Origin of the sequence: Streptomyces sp. Ag82_O1-12 (assembly GCF_900182715.1) — a bacterium.
GTDB classification, from domain to species: domain Bacteria; phylum Actinomycetota; class Actinomycetes; order Streptomycetales; family Streptomycetaceae; genus Streptomyces; species Streptomyces massasporeus.
In genome coordinates, this window is the sequence record NZ_FXUW01000001.1 from 2,015,937 (window position 1) to 2,035,987 (window position 20,051).

Consider the following 20,051-nt stretch of genomic DNA (forward strand, 5'->3'; position numbering starts at 1 on the left):
TCACGTAATTGCCCGTGCGGGGAGCGGGCGACGGGCTAGATCTCAGGGCTTCGAGATCATCCTGTGGCCCCTTGTGGGCTTCCCTCGGCGATCCCCTGGAGGGCCGCGTCGGTGTCCGCGGTGGCCAGCATCCTGTTGATGTAGTCGCCGGCCAGTGCGCCGGCCGCTGCGGAGGCCCCGACCTGGGCGACCGGATCGGTGGCGTTGCCGGCCACCCACACACCCGGCACCTCAGTGGTGCCGGCCGTGCCAGAGGCGAAACCGCGGCCCATGTTGTTCGGCAGGTCCTGCACCGGCAGGCCCAGACCTTCCAGTCCCTGGGTGCGGGCCTGCATCTGCGGGGCGACCGCGAGGACGCGGCGGGCCACGACCTGGCCGTCGGCCAGGCGCACCCCGGCGAGGGCACCGTCCTCGTCGTTGACGACCTCGGTGACCGGGGTGTCGATGATGCGGATGCCGCGGGCGGCGAAGCGGGCGCGGCTGTCCTCGTCCAGGTCGGTGCCGTGGGTGAAGTAGGTCAGGTCCTCGGTCAGCTGACGGAACAGATACGCGTGGCCGATGGAGGCCGGGCCGGTGGCGAGAATGCCGATGGGCTCGTCGCGCATCTCCCAGCCGTGGCAGTACGGGCAGTGCACCACACTGTGCCCCCAGTGCTCGGCGAGCCCGGGCACCTGTGGCAGCACATCCGTGAGGCCGGTGGCCACCAGGATGCGGCGGGCGGTGATGCTGCGGCCGTCGGCCAGGGTGACGGTGAACCGCAGGTCCCCGTCCGCCGACGGGGCGGCGGACTCGGCCGAGACCACCTCGCCGAACACGACGCGTCCACCGTACTGGCGCACCTGCTCCCGGCCCCGTCGAAGGATCTCGGACGGCGGGGTGCCGTCCAGGACGATGAAGCCGTGCATGGCCTCCGCGGGCGCGTTGCGCGGGGAGCCGCTGTCGATCACGACGACCGAGCGGCGGGAGCGGGCGAGGATCAGTGCACCGTTCAGCCCCGCGGCGCCCCCGCCGATCACCACCGCGTCGACGGCCCCCTCGGCCAGTGCGTCGCTCACGTACGGAGGAGTCGCCACAGCCATGGCCTCCTGCGTTTCCTTATCAGTCATGGTTCGGTCAACCCTTCGAGTTCTGGGTGGTTGGAGGGGGCAGCTGATCAGAAAGCCGAGGATGCGGTCGGCGACCGTCTTGGGATGTTCGAGGTGCAGGAAGTGCCCCGCGCCGAGGACGGCCAGCATGGGTTGCTCTCCATCGCGCCAGGCGTGCACGCGGCCTGTCCGGTGAGCTCAGGACCGTTATGGACTGAACAGTCAGAAACCTAGGCGGTTCTGTACTGAGTTGTCAAATACGGTGGGTCGGCTTTACCTTCGATGTATGGCGAGACCACGAAGCTTCGACCCCGACCACGTCCTCCACGCCGCCGAGCGGCAGTTCCGCACCTCGGGCTACAACGGCACGAGCGTCGACGACATCAGCGCCGCCACCGGCCTGGGCCGCGGCAGCCTCTACGCCGCGTTCGACGGCAAACACGGCGTGCTGCTGCAGGCGATGGCCGGCTACTTCGCCCGGCTGGGGCAGGGCCCGCGGAAGTTGCTCGCCGGACCGGACGAGGGCGCCCTGGATCGACTGCACGCGTACCTGCTCCGCGCCGTCCACGGGGTGCCACTCGCCGCCGACGTACCCCCCGCCCCCGACCGGACGGCCGCAGCCTGCTTCGCCGCCAAAATGGCCCTGGAGATCGGCGCCTCCGACCCCGAGGTGAAACGCCTGGCCAACGACTGCTTCTCCGTAGTCCGGACGGCGGTGGCCGAGTGTGTGCGAGCGGCCCAGCGCAACGGCGACATCGACCCCGACGCGGATCCCGACGACCTCGCCTACCTCCTGCTGACCATCATCCGCGGGACCGATGTCGTAGGCGCGTACGGCCACAGCCCCGACCGCCTGACCTCGATCGCGGAGAGCGCGTTCGCCTTGCTGCCTCGCCCGCGCCACCGCTGAGAAGAGCACGGGCGGCCTCATTGCACAGGCATCTGATGCGGTCGGCCCACTTCGACGCCGCGGAGGCACGGCCCGTAGGTCTACGCGCCGCCGTGACCTCGTGTGTTGGCGCGTGCTGTGGTGCTCCCCGGCGATGTGGGCAACACCCACAAGGACCCGAAGGCGTTCGCCAGCCTCATCCACGACGTCGAGACCAAGATCTTCGGCACCCTCCCGGACGAGACCTGGGTCTACCCCGGGCACGGCAACGACACGTCGCTGGGCACGGAGCGCCCGCACCTGCCGGAGTGGCACGCGCGCGGGTGGTGAGGTTCGAGCGGGTGGTGAGGTACTAGCGCGGGTGGTGAGGTACGCGCACCCCTCGGCGCGCGCCGCGCACGTGCGCCCCGTGTGAATCGTTCGCACACGCCGATGTCGCACACGCGCTCCCCTCGAACGTAGTTGCGCGGTCAACTGGTATCAGCCCCGCGCAGGATGACGGCTCCTGTGCGGTTGGGCCGCCGGCCTGTCGATCCCCGCCCTCGGCCGGCGGCCCCGGCACACGCTGACACGACCGGGATCGGGGCCCGTTCACAGAACCGCAACACCCGTTCCCACCATCCGGACAGGTGGTGCCGTGACCTCGACAAACGGGGCCGTCGGCTGCCAATCTCCCGCCATGCATCCTGCCCCGCGTGCCCTGCGCCGCGCCGCCGTCGCAGTCGTCGTCCTCGCCGCCGCCGTGAGCTGCGCCCCGCAGCCCGAGGAGGCGGACAAGCCGTCGTCGTCCGCCGGGAACGCGTGCGAGAAGGGCGAGTTGGCCACCCGGACGTCGGGCAAGCTGACGATCGCCACCGACGAGCCCGCCTACGAGCCGTGGTTCAAGGACGACAAGCCGGCCAACGGCGAGGGCTTCGAGTCCGCGGTCGCCTACGCCGTCGCCGAACAACTCGGCTACGGCAAGGACAAGGTCGCCTGGCAGACCGTCCCCTTCAACAAGGCCTTCGCGCCCGGCGAGAAGACCTTCGACTTCGACATCAACCAGGTGTCCGTCAGCGAGGAGCGCAAGAAGGCCGTGGACTTCTCCTCCGGCTACTACGACGTGCGCCAGGCCGTCGTCGCGCTGAAGGGCTCCAAGGCCGCGAAAGCGAAGAGCGTGGCCGACCTGAAGGGCATGAAGCTGGGCGCGCAGGTCGGCACCACCAGCCTGAACTACATCGACGACGTGGTGAAGCCGAAGCAGGCGGCGGCCGTGTACAGCAAGAACGACCAGGCCAAATCCGCGCTGAAGAACGGCCAGGTCGACGCCATCGTCGTCGACCTGCCGACCGCCTTCTACATCACCGGGGCCGAGATCACCGACGCGACGATCGTCGGTCAGTTCGCGCACCAGGGCGGCACGCCGGAGCAGTTCGGCCTCGTGCTGGACAAGGGCAGCGCTCTCACCTCCTGTGTCTCGCGGGCCGTGGACGCCCTGCGCGAGGACGGCACGCTCGCGAAGATCGAGCAGCGGTGGCTGTCGGACGCCGTCGACGCGCCGGTGCTCAAGTGACCATCCCCAAGGAGGAGCTGGGCTCCGGCGAGCAGGAAGCGGCGGACGACTACGTGCCGTCGCCGCGACGGCTGGACCGGGAGCGCTACAAGCGCGCCCGCGCCCGGCGCGCGACGGCGATCGGCGCGCTCTCGACCCTCGTCACCGCGGTCGTCCTCTACCTGGTCGTCGTCAACGCCCCGGGCTGGCCGCGCACCAAGGAGACCTTCTTCGACTGGGGGTACGCGCGCGAGGCGTTCCCGAAGGTCCTCGAAGGCCTGTGGCTGAACGTCCGGCTGCTGCTGATCTGCGGGGCCGCGGTGCTCGTCCTCGGCATGCTGATCGCCGTCGCCCGCACGCTGCGCGGACCGGTGTTCTTCCCGCTGCGCTTCCTGGCCGCCGCGTACACGGACTTCTTCCGGGGGCTGCCGCTCATCATCAACCTGATGATCGTGGTCCTCGGCGTCCCGGCGCTGCGGCTCCAGGGGGTGACCGTCGACCCGGTGCTGCTCGGCGGTACCGCGCTCACCCTGACGTACTCGGCGTACGTCGCCGAGGTGTTCCGCGCCGGCATCGAGTCCGTGCACCCCTCGCAGCGCGCCGCGGCCCGCTCGCTCGGGCTGAACAACCGGCAGGCGCTGCGGTACGTGGTGCTGCCCCAGGCGGTGCGCCGCCAGGTGCCGCCGCTCCTGAACGACCTGGTGTCGCTGCAGAAGGACACCGGGCTGGTCTCGATCGGCGGTGCGGTGGACGCCGTACGGGCCGCCGACATCATCGTGGGCCGCAGCCTCAACTACACGCCGTACATCGTCGCCGGGCTGGTCTTCGTCGCGCTGACCATCCCCATGACCCGCTTCACGGACTGGGTGACGGCCCGGATGGACCGCCGCCAGGCCCATGGAGGAGCCGTATGAGCCAGACGCCCGTGCTGCGCATGGAGTCCGTCCGCAAGACCTTCGGCGGCTCGGTCGTCCTGCGGGACGTCGACCTGGAGGTCGCCCCTCACACGGTCACCGCGTTGATCGGCGCCTCCGGCTCCGGCAAGTCCACCCTGCTGCGGTGTGCCAACCTGCTGGAGGAGATCGACGACGGGGCGATCTGGCTGGACGACGAGGAGATCACCGACCCGCGCGCCGACCAGGACGCCGTGCGCCGCCGGATCGGCGTGGTCTTCCAGGCGTACAACCTGTTCCCGCACATGACCGTGTCGGAGAACATCACGCTCGCGCCGCGGCGTGTGCACGGTGTCGCCCGCGCCGAGGCCGAGGCACGCGCGCGTGAGCTGCTGGAGCGGCTGGGGCTCGGTGGAAAGGCGGACGCGTACCCGGACCGGCTGAGCGGCGGACAGCAGCAACGGGTCGCGATCGTCCGCGCCCTGGCCGTACGGCCCCGGCTGCTGCTGCTCGACGAGATCACCGCCGCCCTCGATCCCGAGCTGGTGGGCGAGGTGCTCACCGTCGTCCGCGGCCTGAAGGACGAGGGCATGACCATGGTGCTGGCCACGCACGAGATGAGCTTCGCCCGCGAGGTCGCCGACCAGGTGTGCTTCCTGGAGGGCGGCGTGGTGCTGGAACGCGGCACCGCCGAGCAGGTCTTCGGGGATCCGCAACAGGAGCGCACGCGGCGCTTCCTGCGGCGGATCGTGGAGGCGGGGCGGCTGTAGGAAGCAGGGCGGTAAGGGGCGCCCGCCATGGCCGGCGGGGCTTACAGGCTCCTGCTCACGTGTCGGCCTTGCCCGCCCCCGCCAGCGCCGCGACGCGCTCCACACCGAACACGTACCCCTGCACCCCGCAGCCCGCGATGACCCCGTCGGCGCGCAGCGAGACGTAGGAGTGGTGCCGGAACGACTCGCGCTGGTGGATGTTGGAGATGTGGACCTCCAGCACCGGCATGCCGTCACATGTGTTGAGGGCGTCCAGGATGGCGACGGAGGTGTGCGAGTAGGCACCGGGGTTGATCACGATGCCGCAGTGGTTCAGCCGCGCCTCGTGGATCCAGTCGACCAGCTCGCCCTCGTGGTTGGACTGGCGGAAGTCGACCGTGCCCCCGTGCGCGGCCGCCGCCTTGGCGCACAGTGCCTCGACGTCGGCGAGGGTGTCGGAGCCGTAGATCTCCGGCTGGCGCTGGCCGAGCAGGTTCAGGTTGGGGCCGTTGAGGATCATGATCGGGGCGTGGGCCAGGGTGCGGGGCACGGTTCCTCCGGTCCGTTCGGGGTCGGGCGGCCCGGGGCGGACCGCTGCTCACTGCCGGTTTATCACGGTGCGACGGCGGCCTGTCGGGCCGTAACCTCCCGGCATGACGAGCCTGACCAGCCCGACCTATCCGCCGAAGCCGTCCCCCGGTGACCGCATCGCCGTGCTCTCGCCCTCCTCCGGTCTGCCGGGGCTCTTCCCGCTCCCCTACGAGCTGGGCCTGGAGCGGCTGCGCAAGGAGTACGGGCTGGAGCCGGTCGAGTATCCGGCGACCCGCACGATGGGCTCCACGCCCCGGGAACGGGCCGCCGACATCCACGCCGCCTTCGCCGACCCGGGGATCAAGGCCGTCATCGCCTCGATCGGCGGAGACGACCAGATCACCGTGCTGCCGTACCTGGACCGGGAGTTGATCCGGGCCAACCCGAAGCCCTTCTTCGGGATGAGCGACAACACGAACCTGCTCGCCTTCCTGCGCACCTGCGGCATCGTCGGCTTCCACGGCGGGAGCGTGATGTGCGAACTGGGCCGCCCCGGCGCCATGCACCCGCAGACCGCCGAGTCCCTGCGCGCGGCCTTGTTCACCCCGGGACCGTACGAGTTGAGGCCCGCCGAGCGGTGGCGTGACATCGACCGGGACTGGGCGGACCCGGCGACCTTCGACGCGGAGCCGGAGACCCGGCCCGGGTCCGGCTGGACCTGGGTGAACCCCGACCGGGTGGTCGAGGGCCGCAGTTGGGGCGGCTGCCTGGAGATCGTCGGCTGGCTGCTGATGGCCGACCGGGAGATCGCACGCGACCTGTCCGAGTACGACGGCGGGGTCCTGCTCCTGGAGACCTCGGAGGACATGCCGAGTGCCACGGAGGTCTTCTCCACCCTGCGGAACATGGGCGAACGCGGGCTGCTGGGGCGCTTCCCGGCCCTGCTGATGGGGCGACCGAAGACATGGTTCTTCGAGCGGCCCAACACCCCCGAACAGGCTGCCCGTTACGCAGCCGACCAGCGCGAGGCCGTACTGCGCGCGATGCGGACCTACGCGCCCGACACCACGATCGTCTTCGACGTGGACTTCGGGCACACCGATCCGCAGCTGGTGATCCCGTACGGCGGCACCGTACGCGTGGACGGGCCCGCCCGGCGCATCACGGTCACGTACTGAGGGCCCGAGCCCCCCGCGCGCCCCCGTAACCGCCGATCACGGTGGGCATCATGGGGGCGGTGCGATCGGGTGCGCGGCCCGCGGCCCCGTGGTGTCCCGATGGTCGCGCCCCTCTCCACCGGGGCGCCGCTGCCGATGTTCCTCGGCTTCCTCGGGGCGTTGCTCGCGTCATCACGATGATCGCCGTGATCGCCGCGTACTTGCCGGAGCTGTACGAGCCCCGGGTGCGCTGAACCGGCGCCGCCGTCGGCTACCACCTCGGCGGGGTGGTCGGGGGTGCGTAAGCGCTTGCGCGAGCGCTTACGCATGCCCTACGGGTTGATCGCCAGCTCCAGATACGCCGCGAACAGCACCAGGTGGACCCCGCCCTGGAGCGGCGTGGCCCGGCCCGGCACCACGGTCAGCGAGGCGACCACCACCGTCAGGGCGAGCAGGACCATGTGGGTGGCGCCGAGACCGAGGACGAGAGGGCCGGAGAGCCACACGGAGGCGAGTGCGACGGCCGGAATGGTCAGGCCGATGCTGGCCATGGCCGAACCGAAGGCCAGGTTCAGACTGGTCTGCACACGGTCGCGGCGGGCGGAGCGCAGAGCGGCGATGGTCTCCGGGAGCAACACCAGCAACGCGATGATCACGCCGACGACCGCCTGGTGGAGCCCGGCGGCGTCCACCCCGGACTCGATGGTGGGTGAGACCCCCTTGGCCAGGCCGACCACGCCGACCAGGGCAAGACCCAGCAGGGCCAGGCTGGTCCGGGCGGAGGCGGAGGTGGGCGCCTCGGCGTGCTCCTCGGCGGTGATCACCTCGCCGTGGCGGGTGATCGGCAGGAAGTAGTCCCGGTGCCGCACGGTCTGCGTGGCGACGAACAGGCCGTACAGGATCAGCGAGGACAGCGCCGCGAAGGTCAGCTGGACGGTGGAGAACTCCGGTCCCGGCTTGCTGGTGGTGAACGTCGGCAGGACCAGGCTGAGTGTGGCCAGGGTCGCGACGGTGGCGAGTGCGGCGCCGGTGCCCTCCGGGTTGAAGACGGCCGTGCCGTGCCGCAGTGAGGCGACGAGGAGGCACAGGCCGACGATGCCGTTGCAGGTGATCATCACCGCCGCGAAGACCGTGTCCCGGGCCAGGGTCGCGCTCTTGTCCCCGCCATCGACCATCAGGGTGACGATGAGAGCGACCTCGATGATCGTGACGGCGACGGCGAGCACGAGGGAGCCGAACGGTTCTCCGACCCGATGAGCCACCACTTCGGCATGGTGCACAGCGGCCAGGACCGCTCCCGCGAGGACCAGGGTCACCAGGGCGACGACGGCGACCGGAAGGTCCCGTCCCCAGGTCAGGACCAGCAGCACGGCCGCGAGCAGGGGCACCAGGGTCGTCCACTGTGCCGCGAGCCGCCTGCGCCGAGCGATCATGCAGAGATGGTCGCAGACCCGCGGGGGCCCCGCACTCCGGTCGTGCCGGGCCCCCGGGGCACCCTTGTTGGGCTACGTGAGGTCACGCATGTCCAGGACGTCGCAGTTGGTGTACACCCGCTCGCCGATGCTGAGCGCGTTGAGCCGCTCCGCCATCCTGGTCGTCTCGGGGTCGTCGCTGTTGCGCATGGCCTCGTCGAACGATTCGAACTCGACCAGCGCCAGATAGCGGTGGGGCTTGTCCCGGTCCCTCAGCAGCGTGCTGCGGGTGGGACCGCCCGCGCGGTCGGCGTTGCGCTGCCCCGCCTCGTCGAGCACCTGCTGCATCTCTTCCAGACGCTCGGTCTCGAACTCGATGATCTGCACGAACTTCATGGCACCTCCAGCCGGCCGCGGCGCCCCCGGGCCGGGGAACGCGCTCAGGAACAAGCAAGCACCGGGACCGGTGGTCGGCAATTCGCCGAGCACCGATCCCGGTGTTGGTTGTTCCTATGCCCGACGCCGTCAGACGTCGATGCTGTCCTTCGGAGCGCCTCCGCTCTCGCTCTGCGCCGCCTCGGCCGCCGCCTGCTTCTTGGAAGCGTGCAGGCTGGTGATCGTGGTGACGATCAGCACGGCACAGATCACGCCGAGCGAGACCGGAATGCTGATCTCGGGGACGTGCACCCCGGACTCGTGCAGGGCGTGCAGCACCAGCTTCACGCCGATGAAGCCCAGGATGATCGACAGGCCGTAGGAGAGGTGGACCAGCTTCTTCAGCAGGCCGCCGATGAGGAAGTACAGCTGGCGCAGGCCCATCAGGGCGAACGCGTTCGCCGTGAAGACGATGTACGGGTCCTGCGTCAGGCCGAAGATCGCCGGGATGGAGTCGAGGGCGAACAGGACGTCGGTGGTGCCGATCGCGAGCATCACGACCAGCATCGGGGTCATGACCCGCTTGCCGTTCTCCTCGATCCACAGCTTGGTGCCGTGGTACCGGTCCGCCACGCCGAAGCGGCGCTCGGCGGCCTTGAGCAGCTTGTTCTCCTCGAACTCCTCGTCCTCCTCGTCCGCGCGGGCCTCTTGGATGAGCTTCCAGGCGGTGTAGATGAGGAAGGCGCCGAAGATGTAGAAGACCCAGGCGAAGCTGGCGAGGATCGCCGCGCCGGCGGCGATGAAGATCGCTCGTAGGACCAGGGCGATGAGGACACCGATCAACAGCACACGCTGCTGGTACTGCGACGGCACCGCGAACTTCGCCATGATCAGGACGAAGACGAAGAGGTTGTCGACGCTGAGCGACTTCTCGGTGATGAAGCCCGCGAAGAACTCACCGGCGGGCTGGCCACCGGCGAACAGGAGCAGACCGAGCCCGAAGAGCGCGGCCAGCACGATCCAGACGACCGTCCAGATCCCGGCTTCCTTGATCGACACGTCGTGCGGCTTGCGGCCGATGAAGAAGTCGACCGCGATGAGGGCGGCAAGGCCCACGATCGTCAGGACCCATAGGGTCACGGAAACATCCACTGCGCCTCCGGCAGTCGTAACGGCAAATGTCAGCGTCGTCGCTGCCGGAGGTCTCTTCCACCCAATGATGGGCCGACGCCCCGGGATCTGGCCTGATCCGTATTGACGGGTACGTCGCAGCAGACAGGGAGTACTCCCCTCCGTGCCGTCAACAGTACCCAATCACCAAGAGAAGGTAAAGCGCTTGGCAAAGGAAGGGCCAAAGTCCCTGATCAGGGGGCTTTACATGAACTTGGTGCGGGCGGCTGCGACCTGGGCGAGCACCTGCTGGAGAACCTGACTGCCGGGCGGCACGAGCGACGGCTCGTACGTCCAGGCATGACCGACCCACGGGTCGGCGAGGTGATCGTCGGCCACCGGCGTCAGTCGCAGCAGCGAACGCCACAGCGGGTCGAGCAGGGGCCCGTAACCGGAGGACTCCTCCCGGTCGGCCACCATCATCAGGTGCACGCCGAAGGCGGGACCCTCGTCGGCCAGGTAGCGCAGCTGGTTCACGGCCCGGTCGTCGAACCCGTGCGGGAAGTCGTTGACGATCAGGAGCTGCTGCGAGGTGTCGAACCCGGGCGGGAGGGAGTCGGCGGCGCCGCCCCGGACCGCCATCTGCACCAGGTCGACCCGCTGGGTGAGCCGGCCCAGCACGTCCGCCACCCCGGCGGCGCCGAGCGCGGGCGGGCCCGCGAGCACCCCGGTCTGCACCAGGGGCGCCAACGGCTGCGCCCCGGAGCCGGCCGGGTCGATGACATGGACGGTGAACTCGCCCGCCGGGTAGACGGCGAGCAGCCGGGCCGCGTGCGCGACCGCCGTCTCCATGGCGAGACGACTCATGGTGTGCGAGTCGGTGAACGAACCGTCGGACGCCCCGGCCGCTCCGCTGTCGATCCACAGGCCCCGCTCCAGCGGCAGCCGGACCAGCATCGGGATGCGGATCCGGTCGGCCTCGGGGAGGTGGAGGTCGCCCAGCCGCAGGGCCATGGGGATCTCCATCGGCACCCGGTAGGCGTGCCACGCCGGGTTGTCCCAGCGGGCGTACGCCGGTGGCAGGGCCGGTTCGACGACGTCGGCCTCGGCCGCGAGCTGGGTGAGGTCCCGGTCGAGTGCCTCGCGGGCCTGGGTGACGAGCTGGGTGTGCCGGGCCCGGGCCGCCTCGCGGGCCGCGTCGCCCTGTCCGCCTATCCGGCTGCGCGGGTCGGAGAGGGCCTGCTCCAGCTCCTTGTCCATGCGCGACTCGGCGAAGTCGACGGCGCTGCGGTAGGCGGCGGTGGTGCGGGCCAGGTCCTCGAACATGCCCCACACCTGGTTGTAGAGCCGCTCCTCCATGGACCAGCCGGTCGCGTCGCCCGCGACGGGCCGGGCGGGCTGCCCGGGTGCGGCCGGGGGCGCGGTGGGCGGAGGCGGGGGCGGGGCGGCGTTCTGACGGCGCGGATGGCTGTAGTCGATCGGGCCGCCCGCCGTGGGCGCGGACGGCTGGGTGACGGCACCCGGGTCCGGCGCGGTGCCGGGATACGGCTGCTGCGGGGCGGGCTGTCCGGGGCCGCCGGGCGTCTGGCCGCCGTACGGGGACACCGGTGGCACGGGACCGGGCTGGGGCGCGGTGCCACCCTGGTCCGGGCCGAGAGCGGGAGCCGCTGTCTGCCGGGAGCGGTCGCCGTCCGCCGTGCGGGGCGGGGGCGCCTGCACCGAGCGGGCGAGTCCCTGGGCCACCGCGTCGTTGATGGTGCCGGCGAACTGGTGGGCCTGCGGCAGGCCCTGGTCGGTGAGGAGTTCCGCGAGGCCGCCCGCGTAGCCCTGGCCGACGGCGCGCACCTTCCAGGCGTCTTGGCGGCGGTAGAGCTCCAGGGCGACGACGGCCGACTCGGCCTCCAGGCCGGTGATGGTGTAGCTGGCGACCTCGTCGCCGCCGAGGCCGGTGACGGCGACGAACGGGGCCGCCACGGCGCCGAAACGGACCGGGCCCGTCCCGCCGACGGGCAGGGCGAGCAGCACGCTGACACGGTGGACGGCCTCCGGCACGGCGCCCAGGTCCACCGCGAGGCGGTGGTCGGCGGCGGCCTGCCGGGAGACCTCGAGACCCGGCTGGGTGGGTGCGCCCGGGTGGGCCACCCACTCCACGCCGTGGATCCGGCCGTTCTCGTCGCCGAGCGCGGCCACGGCCACGATCGGTGTACCGGCCGAGATCCGGATCTCGAGACGGGCCTGGGAGAGCGGATGGTTCTGCCCCCGCACCAGCTCGGCCGTCATCGCCTTCGTCCCCCTGTGTCGTTGTGTGAAGTCGGGTGCTGCTCGCCGGGCCCGCCGGTCCGGGCCCGGGGTGCGTCAGAGCACCGGCAGGATCGCCGGCATCAGGTCCTGGAAGGTGCGGCCGTTGGCCGGGTTGCCCAGGGCCGTCATCGACCAGCCCTGGCCCGCGCGGTGGACCTTGGCCATGATCTGGGCCGTGTACTGGCCGCCGCCGGCGAGCGTGTAGCGGGCGAGCTCCTGGCCGTTGGTCTCGTCGACCAGGCGGCAGAACGCGTTCTGCACCTCCTGGAAGGTCTGGCCCGTGAAGGAGTTCACGGTGAAGACGATCTGGTCGATGTGGACCGGGACCCGCGCGAGGTCGACGAGGATCGCCTCGTCGTCGCCGCCCTGGCCGACACCGCCGACGAGGTTGTCACCGGTGTGGCGAACCGAGCCGTCGTCGCTCACCAGGTGGCGGAAGAAGACGACGTCGACGGGCTGCTTGTCCGCGAACAGGACGGCGGAGGCGTCGAGGTCGATCTCGCGCGTGCGCGAGCCGAACAGGCCGCGCCGGGGTGCCGCCTGCCAGCCGAGACCCATACGAACCGCAGTCAGGCTGCCGCCGTCGTTCTTCTGCAGACTGATGGCCTGACCCTTGGTCATGTTGACGGTCACGCGCTGATTCCCCTCTCGAACGTCCCCTGTTGCCGCGTAATCGCGGTTGCCCAGAACCCTACGCAGGGGCACTGACAGCGACGTACCCCGGTCCGCACTTTGTGTCGGTCTTGCAACACTGCGCGTACGGGGCACGCTGTCAGGACAGACCCGCCTCCTTCATCTGGCGCAGTTCCTTCTTCATCTCGGAGACCTCGTCGCGCAGCCGGGCCGCGATCTCGAACTGGAGCTCCGCGGCGGCGGCCCGCATCCGCGCGGTGAGCTCCTCGATCTGCCCGGCCAGTTCGGCGGCGGGACGGTCGGTCGGCACCGTCTCCTCGGCCTTGCCCTTGCCCTTGGCGGACTTGGCCGCCCCGGCCGCCTTGCCGAGGGAGGGCACGGGCGCCTTGGTGCCCCCGCCGTCCTTCTTCGCCTTGCGGTAGCCCGAGCCGAGCAACTGCTCGGTGTCGATGTCCTCGCGGGCGATCTGGGCGACGATGTCGTTGATCTTCTTGCGCAGCGGCTGGGGGTCGATGCCCCGCTCCGTGTTGTACGCGATCTGCTTCTCACGGCGCCGGTTGGTCTCCTCGATGGCCTTCTCCATCGCCGGAGTGATCTTGTCGGCGTACATGTGGACCTGACCTGACACGTTGCGCGCGGCGCGGCCGATGGTCTGGATCAGGGACGTCCCGGAGCGCAGGAAGCCCTCCTTGTCGGCGTCGAGGATCGCCACCAGGGACACCTCGGGCAGGTCGAGGCCCTCGCGCAGGAGGTTGATGCCGACCAGCACGTCGTACTCGCCGGCGCGCAGTTCACGCAGCAGTTCGACGCGGCGCAGAGTGTCGACGTCGCTGTGCAGATAGCGCACCTGGATGCCCAGCTCCAGGAAGTAGTCCGTGAGGTCCTCGGCCATCTTCTTGGTGAGCGTGGTGACCAGGACGCGTTCGTCCTTCTCCGTGCGCAGCCGGATCTCGTGCACCAGGTCGTCGATCTGACCCTCGGTGGGCTTGACGACGACTTCCGGGTCGACGAGGCCGGTAGGTCGGATGATCTGCTCGACGAAGCCGTCCGAGCGGGACATCTCGTAGTTGCCCGGGGTGGCCGACAGATAGACCGTCTGGCCGATGCGCTTCTGGAACTCCTCCCATTTCAGGGGGCGGTTGTCCAGGGCGGAGGGCAGCCGGAAGCCGTGGTCGACGAGGGTGCGCTTGCGGGAGGCGTCGCCCTCGTACATGGCGCCGATCTGCGGGACGGTCACGTGCGACTCGTCGATGACGAGGAGGAAGTCGTCGGGGAAGTAGTCCAGCAGGGTGTTCGGCGGGGAGCCGGGCGAGCGGCCGTCGAAGTGCATCGAGTAGTTCTCCACGCCGGAGCAGCTGCCGATCTGGCGCAGCATCTCGATGTCGTACGTGGTCCGCATGCGCAGGCGCTGGGCCTCCAGCAGCTTCCCCTGCTTCTCCAGCTCCGTCAGGCGCTCGACCAGCTCCTTCTCGATGTCGTTGACGGCCCGCTCCAGGCGCTCGGGTCCCGCGACGTAGTGGGAGGCCGGGAAGACGTAGAGGTGCTCGTCGTCGCTGATGATCTCGCCGGTGAGCGGGTGCAGGGTGGACAGCGCCTCGATCTCGTCGCCGAACATCTCGATGCGGACGGCCAGCTCCTCGTAGACCGGGAAGATCTCGATGGTGTCGCCGCGGACGCGGAAGGTGCCACGAGTGAAGGCCAGGTCGTTGCGTGTGTACTGGATGTCCACGAAGCGTCGCAGCAGCTCGTCGCGGTCGATCTCCTCGCCGACCTTGAGGGGGACCATGCGGTCCACGTACTCCTGCGGGGTGCCGAGGCCGTAGATGCAGGAGACCGAGGCGACCACGACGACGTCGCGGCGGGTGAGCAGCGAGTTGGTCGCGGAGTGGCGCAGGCGCTCGACCTCCTCGTTGATCGAGGAGTCCTTCTCGATGTAGGTGTCCGACTGCGGGACGTACGCCTCGGGCTGGTAGTAGTCGTAGTACGAGACGAAGTACTCGACGGCGTTGTTCGGGAGGAGCTCGCGGAACTCGTTGGCCAGCTGGGCGGCCAGTGTCTTGTTCGGCGCCATCACGAGTGTGGGGCGCTGGAGCTTCTCGATCATCCACGCGGTGGTGGCGGACTTGCCGGTGCCGGTCGCGCCGAGCAGTACGACGTCCTTCTCGCCCGCCTCGACGCGCCGGGCGAGGTCGGCGATGGCCGTCGGCTGGTCGCCGTTCGGCTGGTAGGGGCTGACGACCTCGAAGGGCGCCACCGTGCGTTCGATCTTTGAAACGGGCCGCATGGGATCCACCGTACGACCCCGCACTGACAATGGGCTCTGATCAGCGGTTCTGCGGGGTGCGGGAACCCCTGTGCTCCATGGTGCGGCGGGGGCGGAACCGCAGGCGGCGGGCGGAGTGCCGGACGTGGGTGTGGGCGGGGATGCCGGGCTTGTGCTCGACGGGGACGACGGCGGGCTTCCCCATGACCATCAGCGGGTCGAACATCACCACGACGCCCGCGAGGAGCAGGAAGGCGAGCGGCCCGATCAGCATGGGTGCGAGCAGGCTCGCGGGCGAGTCCCCCGTGGCGGGTTCGGACGTGCCGTGCAGGTGGACGCTGAGGGCGGCCATGCCGGTGTAGTGCATGCCGCTGACGGCCAGTCCCATGACGAGACTCGCACCCACGCTCCACAGGAAGCCCCTGACCTGGCCGGCGGCCCAGAGGGCGGCGGTCGCGGCGGCCATGGCGATGGCGACGGAGATGCCGACGGTGACGGTGTTGTACTCCAGCTTTCCGTCCAGGCTCATGCTGGCCATGCCGAGGTAGTGCATCGACGCGATGCCGAGGCCGGTGATGGTGCCGCCGGTGAACAGGGCCGTCCCCCGGGGTCCCCGGTAGCCGACGATGAAGATCCCGACGCCCACCATGACGATGGCGACGGCCAGGCTCGCGAAGGTCATCGCCTTGTCGTAGTGGATCGGGGTGCCGCGGACCGTGAACCCCATCATCGCGACGAAGTGCATGGTCCATATGCCGGAGCCGATGGCTGCGGAGCCGAGGGCGAGCCAGCCGGGGCGCCAGGACTGGGCGACGAGCATGGATCTGGTGGTGCAGCGCAGGCCCAGCGCGCCGCCGAGGCAGGCCATGAAGTAGGCCACCAGGGGTGTGACCAGGCCATAGCTGAATCCGTCGACCGTGCCCTGCATGCGCGGCTGCCCTTCCCGCCCTTGTACGTCCCGGAATTCCCGATGTACGCCCCCTCCCAGGACCGCCACGAGCGGTCAGGGTTGTCGCAGAGAGTATGACCCCCACCGGAATGGTCGAACGACTTTCCGGCAAAGAAACACGGCCTTGCCGCAGTTGTGCGGTACCAGTGAGCGGAGTTGGGTCATCTCCGTTCAACGTGTGGCCATCCTGTACTCCTCTCGCGTTGACCCTCTGCTGTCACAGTTGTGCTGTCTGTGATGTCGCCGTTCGCTCGTCGCGAGGAGTACGCATGCACGCGCGCGCTGTTGCCGCCTCGACCACCGCACTCCTGGGGACCGCCGCCCTGCTGTTCCCCGTCTCCCCCGCCCGTGCCGCGCATGGCGGCACATCGCCGCTGGTCATCGCGCACCGGGGTGCCTCCGCCTACGCCCCCGAGAACACCCTGGCCTCCGTGGACAGAGCGGCGGAGCTCGGCATCCGCTGGGTGGAGAACGACGTACAGCGCACGAGGGACGGCGAGCTGGTCGTCATCCACGACGACAACCTGCGCCGCACCACCGACGCCGAGGAGGTCTTCCCGGGCCGGGCCCCCTGGAAGGTGAAGGACTTCACCGCCGCGGAGATCGCCCGGCTGGACGCGGGCAGCTGGTTCGGACCCGCGTACGCGGGCGCGCGCGTGCCGACGCTGGAGCAGTTCGTGCACCGCCTGGAGCGCCATCGCCAGAAGCTGCTCCTGGAGATCAAGAATCCCGAGCTGTACCCGGGCATCGAACGGCAGACGCTGAAGGTCCTCAGCAACGAGGGCTGGCTCGACCGGTCGCATCTGCCGGGCCGGCTGATCGTGCAGAGCTTCAGCGCGGACAGCGTGCGGACGGTGCACGAGCTGAAGCCCGGTGTGAAGACGGGCCTGCTGGGGACGCCGCCGGTGTCGGACCTGCTCGACTGCGCCGAGTTCGCCGACCAGATCAACCCCTCATACAGCTCGCTGTCCCCTGCGTACGTGGCCTCCGTGCAGGCGTTCGACGGGCCGCACGGCAGGCCGATGGAGGTCTTCGCCTGGACGGTCGACGACGCGCGGACGGCCCGGCGGGTCGCCGGGTACGGGGTCGACGGGATCATCACGAACAAGCCGGACGTGGTGCGCAAGGCCGTGGGCGGCTGATCCGGCGTTCGGCCCGGGGCGTTGTCAGTGAGGGGTCCTACTGTGGGCGCATGGACAGCCGAGAGCAGGTCGAGCCGCGGGTCGTGTGGGCGGTCGTCGAGAGCGGGATCGGGCCGTTGCTGCTGGCCGCGAGCCGGGACGGTCTGGTCAACGTCGTCTTCCACGCCACGGACGCGGTGCGGGACAAGGCCGTCGAGCGGCTGGCGTCGCGGCTGGGCACCGAGCCCGTCGAGGCGCCCGGCTCCCCCCTGCTGGCCGAGGCGATACGCCAGGTCGAGGCGTACTTCGCGGGTGAGCGACGCGACTTCGACCTGCCGCTGGACTGGTCGCTGATCTCCGGCTTCAACCGGGAGGTCCTGCGCGAGCTGGCCTCGGGCGTGCCGTACGGCCAGGTGGTCGGATACGGCGACCTGGCCGTACGGGTCGGCCAGCCGGGCGCCGCCCAGGCCGTGGGCATGGCGATGGGCGCCAACCCGCTGCCGGTGGTGGTGCCCTGTCACCGGGTCGTCGAGAGCGGCGGCGGCATCGGCGGCTTCGGGGGCGGGCTGGAGACCAAGCGGAGGCTGCTCGCCCTGGAGGGCGTTCTCCCGGAGCCGCTCTTCTAGGAAGCGTGCCCGGTCAGTCGTAGTGCCGGGCCTCGAAGACATTGCCGTCCGGGTCGCGGAAGTAGAAGCTGCGGGTGGCCTTGCCCCGGGCTCCGAAGGAGTCGTGCGCGAGGTCGGACATCGGTACGGAGCGCTCCGCGAGGCGGCTGAGGAGGGCGTCGAAGTCGCCGCGTGGCAGCGACAGGCAGACGTGGTTGACCGGGTGCCCCGCGCTCTCGGCGGAGCCGGGCAGCATCGTCATGCGCTCCACGAAGCTCTGCGGCATGAGGTCGAGGATGGTCTCGTCGTTGACGCGCACGGAGGGGAACGGCGCCTCACCCGCCGCGAACTCCGCGAGCCGTACCGCCTCCAAGCCGACGGCCTTCTCGTAGAAGTCGGCGGCGGTGAGCGGGTCGCGCACCCAGAGGACGACATGGTCGAGGCGTGGTGTGTGGTCCGTCATGCACCCCAGGCTCGTGAATGACTCCGGCAGCCCGCAAGGGTTTGGCCCGGCCCGCCGGTCGCCAGAGATGAGGGAAGACGACTGACCGACTGACAGGAGGCAGGCGCGTGGTGCTGGTGGTGTCCGAGGAAGTGCGGGAGGCGATCGACGCGGGCCGGCCCGTCGTCGCCCTGGAGTCCACGATCATCGCGCACGGGCTGCCCCGGCCGCGCAACCTCCAGGTGGCGCTGGAGCTGGAGGCGGCCGTACGGCAGGAGGGCGCGGTCCCCGCCACGATCGCCGTGCTGGACGGGCGCCCTCACGTGGGCCTGGACAAGGAGCAGCTGGAACGGGTCGCGAACGAGGACGGGATCCGCAAGCTCGGCCACCGTGATCTGCCGCTCGCGGTGGCGTCCGGGGCGAGCGGGGCGACCACGGTGTCGGCCACCGCGCTGCTGGCGGCGCGGGCGGGCGTGCGGGTCTTCGCGACGGGCGGGCTCGGCGGGGTGCACCGGGAGTGGACGGTGACGCAGGACGAGTCGGCCGATCTGGGGCTGCTGGCGCGCACGCGCATCACGGTGGTGTGTGCCGGGGTGAAGTCGATCCTGGACGTGCCGGCGACCCTGCAGCGGCTGGAGACGCTGGGGGTCGCCGTGGCGGGTTACGGCACCGGCCGGTTCCCCGGCTTCTACCTCGCCGACTCGGGGCATCCGGTGGACTGGACGCTGGAGACGCCGGAGCAGGTGGCGGACGTCATGCGGGCGCAGGACGCGCTCGGCGGGCCGGAGTCGGCACTGATCGTCGCCAACCCCGTCCCCGAGGAGGAGCAGCTCGATCCGGATCTGCACGCGCGCGTGCTCGCGGCCGCGCTGCACGCGTGCCAGGAGGAAGGCGTCACCGGGCAGGCGGTCACGCCGTTCCTGCTCGACTATCTGGTGCGGCACACGGACGGCGCCTCCCTGAGCGCCAATCTGGCCGCGGTCCGCGGCAACGTACGCCTCGCGGCACGGATCGCGGCGGCCCGGGCCCGGGGATGACGGCGGGCGGCGGGGCGGAGCCGGAAGGGGGACCCGCTTCCCGGGGCACGGATTCGGCGGCGGGCGGGGGGCTGCTGGTCGTCGGGGATGTCATCACCGACGTCGTCGCGCGGCACCGAGGACCGCTCGCGGCCGGCACGGACACGGCTGCCTCGATCCGGACGGTGGCGGGCGGGGCGGGCGCCAATGTCGCGTGCTGGGCGGCGCACCGGGGCGCGGCGGACGTACGTCTGCTCGGGTGCGTCGGGGCGGACGCGGCAGCCTGGCACGAGCGGGAACTGGTCGCCCAGGGAGTACGTCCACAGCTCGTCGTCGACCCGCTCGCGCCGACCGGCACGGTGATCTGCATGGTCGACGGGGGCGCTTCTGCGGAGCGGACGTTCCTCACCGACAGTGGCGCGGCCTTGCGGCTCGGGCCCGCCGACTGGTCGGACGCGCTGCTCGACGGCGTGGGCCGGCTGCATCTGTCGGGCTACCTCCTGTTCTCCGGGCCGAGCCGGGACCTGGTGGCGGTGGCGCTGAAGGCCGCACGCGCGCGGGGAGTGCCGGTGAGTCTGGATCCGGCGTCGGCCGGTTTCCTCGCGGAGCTGGGCGCGGAGCGGTTCCTGTCCCTCGTCGAGGGCGTGGACGTCCTGCTGCCCAGCCGGGACGAGGCGTGCCTGCTGACGGGGCTGGCGGACCCGGCTGAGGCGGCGGCCGAGCTGAGCCGGCGCGTGCCGTTGGTCGTCGCCAAGCAGGGCCACGAGGGGGCGCTCGTGGCCCGCTCGGGAAAGGTGCGTGCCCGTGTTCCGGCCCTACCGGCGGCTCCGCGGGACACCACCGGCGCCGGTGACGCCTTCACCGGCGCGTTCCTCGCCGCCCTGCTGGCGGGCGCCGGGCCGCAGGACGCCGCGGCGGAGGGGTGCCGGGCGGGCGCGCGAGCGGTGGAACGGGTGGGTGGCAGACCGCCCGCGCCGGGCTGACCGGCC

The 20,051-nt window shown here is 70.7% G+C and carries 19 protein-coding genes and 2 pseudogenes; 11 read left to right on the plus strand and 10 right to left on the minus strand.

The window, feature by feature from the left end; genetic code table 11:
* Positions 1–56: 56 nt before the first annotated feature.
* Entirely contained in the window at positions 57–1,079 is a 1,023-nt protein-coding gene (locus QOL88_RS09300) for an NAD(P)/FAD-dependent oxidoreductase (RefSeq protein WP_097215972.1), read from the minus strand.
* A gap of 292 nt (positions 1,080–1,371) precedes the next feature.
* On the opposite strand from QOL88_RS09300, the gene QOL88_RS09305 reads away from it, so the two are divergent.
* The 5 genes and pseudogenes from QOL88_RS09305 (at position 1,372) to QOL88_RS09325 (ending at position 5,168) form a co-directional block, all read left to right on the plus strand.
* The gene (locus QOL88_RS09305; protein ID WP_179878813.1) at positions 1,372–1,995 is read left to right on the plus strand and encodes a TetR/AcrR family transcriptional regulator; all 624 of its coding nucleotides are present in this window, start codon (positions 1,372–1,374) and stop codon (positions 1,993–1,995) included.
* Between the two features lie 126 nt (positions 1,996–2,121).
* Positions 2,122–2,304 (plus strand): annotated as a pseudogene (locus QOL88_RS09310) (MBL fold metallo-hydrolase); the annotation flags it as partial.
* Positions 2,305–2,653: 349 nt separating this feature from the next.
* On the plus strand, positions 2,654–3,526 hold the full coding sequence (locus tag QOL88_RS09315) for an ABC transporter substrate-binding protein (protein ID WP_097215974.1): 873 nt from the start codon (positions 2,654–2,656) through the stop codon (positions 3,524–3,526).
* Positions 3,523–4,419: an amino acid ABC transporter permease gene (locus QOL88_RS09320; protein ID WP_097215975.1), complete on the plus strand. Its 897-nt coding sequence runs from the start codon at positions 3,523–3,525 to the stop codon at positions 4,417–4,419. The genes QOL88_RS09315 and QOL88_RS09320 overlap by 4 nt, the downstream gene beginning before the upstream one ends.
* A complete protein-coding gene (locus tag QOL88_RS09325; RefSeq protein ID WP_097215976.1) occupies positions 4,416–5,168 on the plus strand; it encodes an amino acid ABC transporter ATP-binding protein in 753 nt (250 codons plus the stop codon). The genes QOL88_RS09320 and QOL88_RS09325 overlap by 4 nt, the downstream gene beginning before the upstream one ends.
* Positions 5,169–5,223: 55 nt before the next feature.
* On the opposite strand, the gene aroQ is transcribed toward QOL88_RS09325, so the two are convergent.
* Positions 5,224–5,697: a type II 3-dehydroquinate dehydratase gene (gene aroQ / locus QOL88_RS09330; protein ID WP_097215977.1), complete on the minus strand. Its 474-nt coding sequence runs from the start codon at positions 5,695–5,697 to the stop codon at positions 5,224–5,226.
* 112 nt (positions 5,698–5,809) lie between these two features.
* Here aroQ and QOL88_RS09335 point away from each other — a divergent pair, with 112 nt between their 5' ends.
* Together QOL88_RS09335 and QOL88_RS09340 are read left to right on the plus strand one after the other, a co-directional pair.
* A complete protein-coding gene (locus QOL88_RS09335) occupies positions 5,810–6,856 on the plus strand; it encodes a S66 family peptidase (RefSeq protein ID WP_097222920.1) in 1,047 nt (348 codons plus the stop codon).
* Between the two features lie 96 nt (positions 6,857–6,952).
* Positions 6,953–7,086: pseudogene (locus QOL88_RS09340) on the plus strand (MFS transporter); the annotation flags it as partial.
* Positions 7,087–7,167: 81 nt separating this feature from the next.
* Here the strand turns inward: QOL88_RS09340 and QOL88_RS09345 are convergent.
* The 7 genes from QOL88_RS09345 to QOL88_RS09375 form a co-directional block, all read right to left on the minus strand.
* The gene (locus QOL88_RS09345) at positions 7,168–8,268 is read right to left on the minus strand and encodes a calcium:cation antiporter (protein ID WP_097215978.1); all 1,101 of its coding nucleotides are present in this window, start codon (positions 8,266–8,268) and stop codon (positions 7,168–7,170) included.
* 72 nt (positions 8,269–8,340) lie between these two features.
* Entirely contained in the window at positions 8,341–8,643 is a 303-nt protein-coding gene (locus QOL88_RS09350; RefSeq protein WP_097215979.1) for a hypothetical protein, read from the minus strand.
* Positions 8,644–8,772: 129 nt separating this feature from the next.
* Positions 8,773–9,774 carry a TerC/Alx family metal homeostasis membrane protein gene (locus QOL88_RS09355; protein WP_097215980.1) on the minus strand — a complete coding sequence of 334 codons (1,002 nt, stop codon included), beginning with the start codon at positions 9,772–9,774 and terminating at the stop codon, positions 8,773–8,775.
* Positions 9,775–9,996: 222 nt separating this feature from the next.
* Positions 9,997–12,012, minus strand: coding sequence for a TerD family protein (locus tag QOL88_RS09360; protein ID WP_097215981.1), 2,016 nt, complete (start codon positions 12,010–12,012; stop codon positions 9,997–9,999).
* A 75-nt stretch (positions 12,013–12,087) separates the two neighbouring features.
* Complete coding sequence (locus QOL88_RS09365; RefSeq protein ID WP_031109141.1) at positions 12,088–12,666, minus strand: TerD family protein; 579 nt, start codon at positions 12,664–12,666, stop codon at positions 12,088–12,090.
* Between the two features lie 139 nt (positions 12,667–12,805).
* Positions 12,806–14,950 carry an excinuclease ABC subunit UvrB gene (gene uvrB, locus QOL88_RS09370; protein WP_097215982.1) on the minus strand — a complete coding sequence of 715 codons (2,145 nt, stop codon included), beginning with the start codon at positions 14,948–14,950 and terminating at the stop codon, positions 12,806–12,808.
* A gap of 40 nt (positions 14,951–14,990) precedes the next feature.
* Positions 14,991–15,857: an MHYT domain-containing protein gene (locus QOL88_RS09375; RefSeq protein ID WP_097215983.1), complete on the minus strand. Its 867-nt coding sequence runs from the start codon at positions 15,855–15,857 to the stop codon at positions 14,991–14,993.
* Between the two features lie 290 nt (positions 15,858–16,147).
* On the opposite strand from QOL88_RS09375, the gene QOL88_RS09380 reads away from it, so the two are divergent.
* Both QOL88_RS09380 and QOL88_RS09385 read left to right on the plus strand, forming a co-directional pair.
* Positions 16,148–17,020, plus strand: a complete 873-nt coding sequence (locus QOL88_RS09380) for a glycerophosphodiester phosphodiesterase (protein WP_097215984.1) — start codon at positions 16,148–16,150, stop codon at positions 17,018–17,020.
* A gap of 50 nt (positions 17,021–17,070) precedes the next feature.
* The gene (locus QOL88_RS09385; protein WP_097215985.1) at positions 17,071–17,625 is read left to right on the plus strand and encodes a methylated-DNA--[protein]-cysteine S-methyltransferase; all 555 of its coding nucleotides are present in this window, start codon (positions 17,071–17,073) and stop codon (positions 17,623–17,625) included.
* A gap of 13 nt (positions 17,626–17,638) precedes the next feature.
* On the opposite strand, the gene QOL88_RS09390 is transcribed toward QOL88_RS09385, so the two are convergent.
* On the minus strand, positions 17,639–18,067 hold the full coding sequence (locus QOL88_RS09390) for a VOC family protein (protein ID WP_097215986.1): 429 nt from the start codon (positions 18,065–18,067) through the stop codon (positions 17,639–17,641).
* Positions 18,068–18,174: 107 nt separating this feature from the next.
* Here QOL88_RS09390 and QOL88_RS09395 point away from each other — a divergent pair, with 107 nt between their 5' ends.
* Positions 18,175–19,083 (plus strand): pseudouridine-5'-phosphate glycosidase, encoded by a 909-nt coding sequence (locus QOL88_RS09395; protein WP_097215987.1) that lies wholly within the window; start codon positions 18,175–18,177, stop codon positions 19,081–19,083.
* Entirely contained in the window at positions 19,080–20,045 is a 966-nt protein-coding gene (locus tag QOL88_RS09400) for a carbohydrate kinase family protein (protein WP_097215988.1), read from the plus strand. The genes QOL88_RS09395 and QOL88_RS09400 overlap by 4 nt, the downstream gene beginning before the upstream one ends.
* Positions 20,046–20,051: the final 6 nt, after the last annotated feature.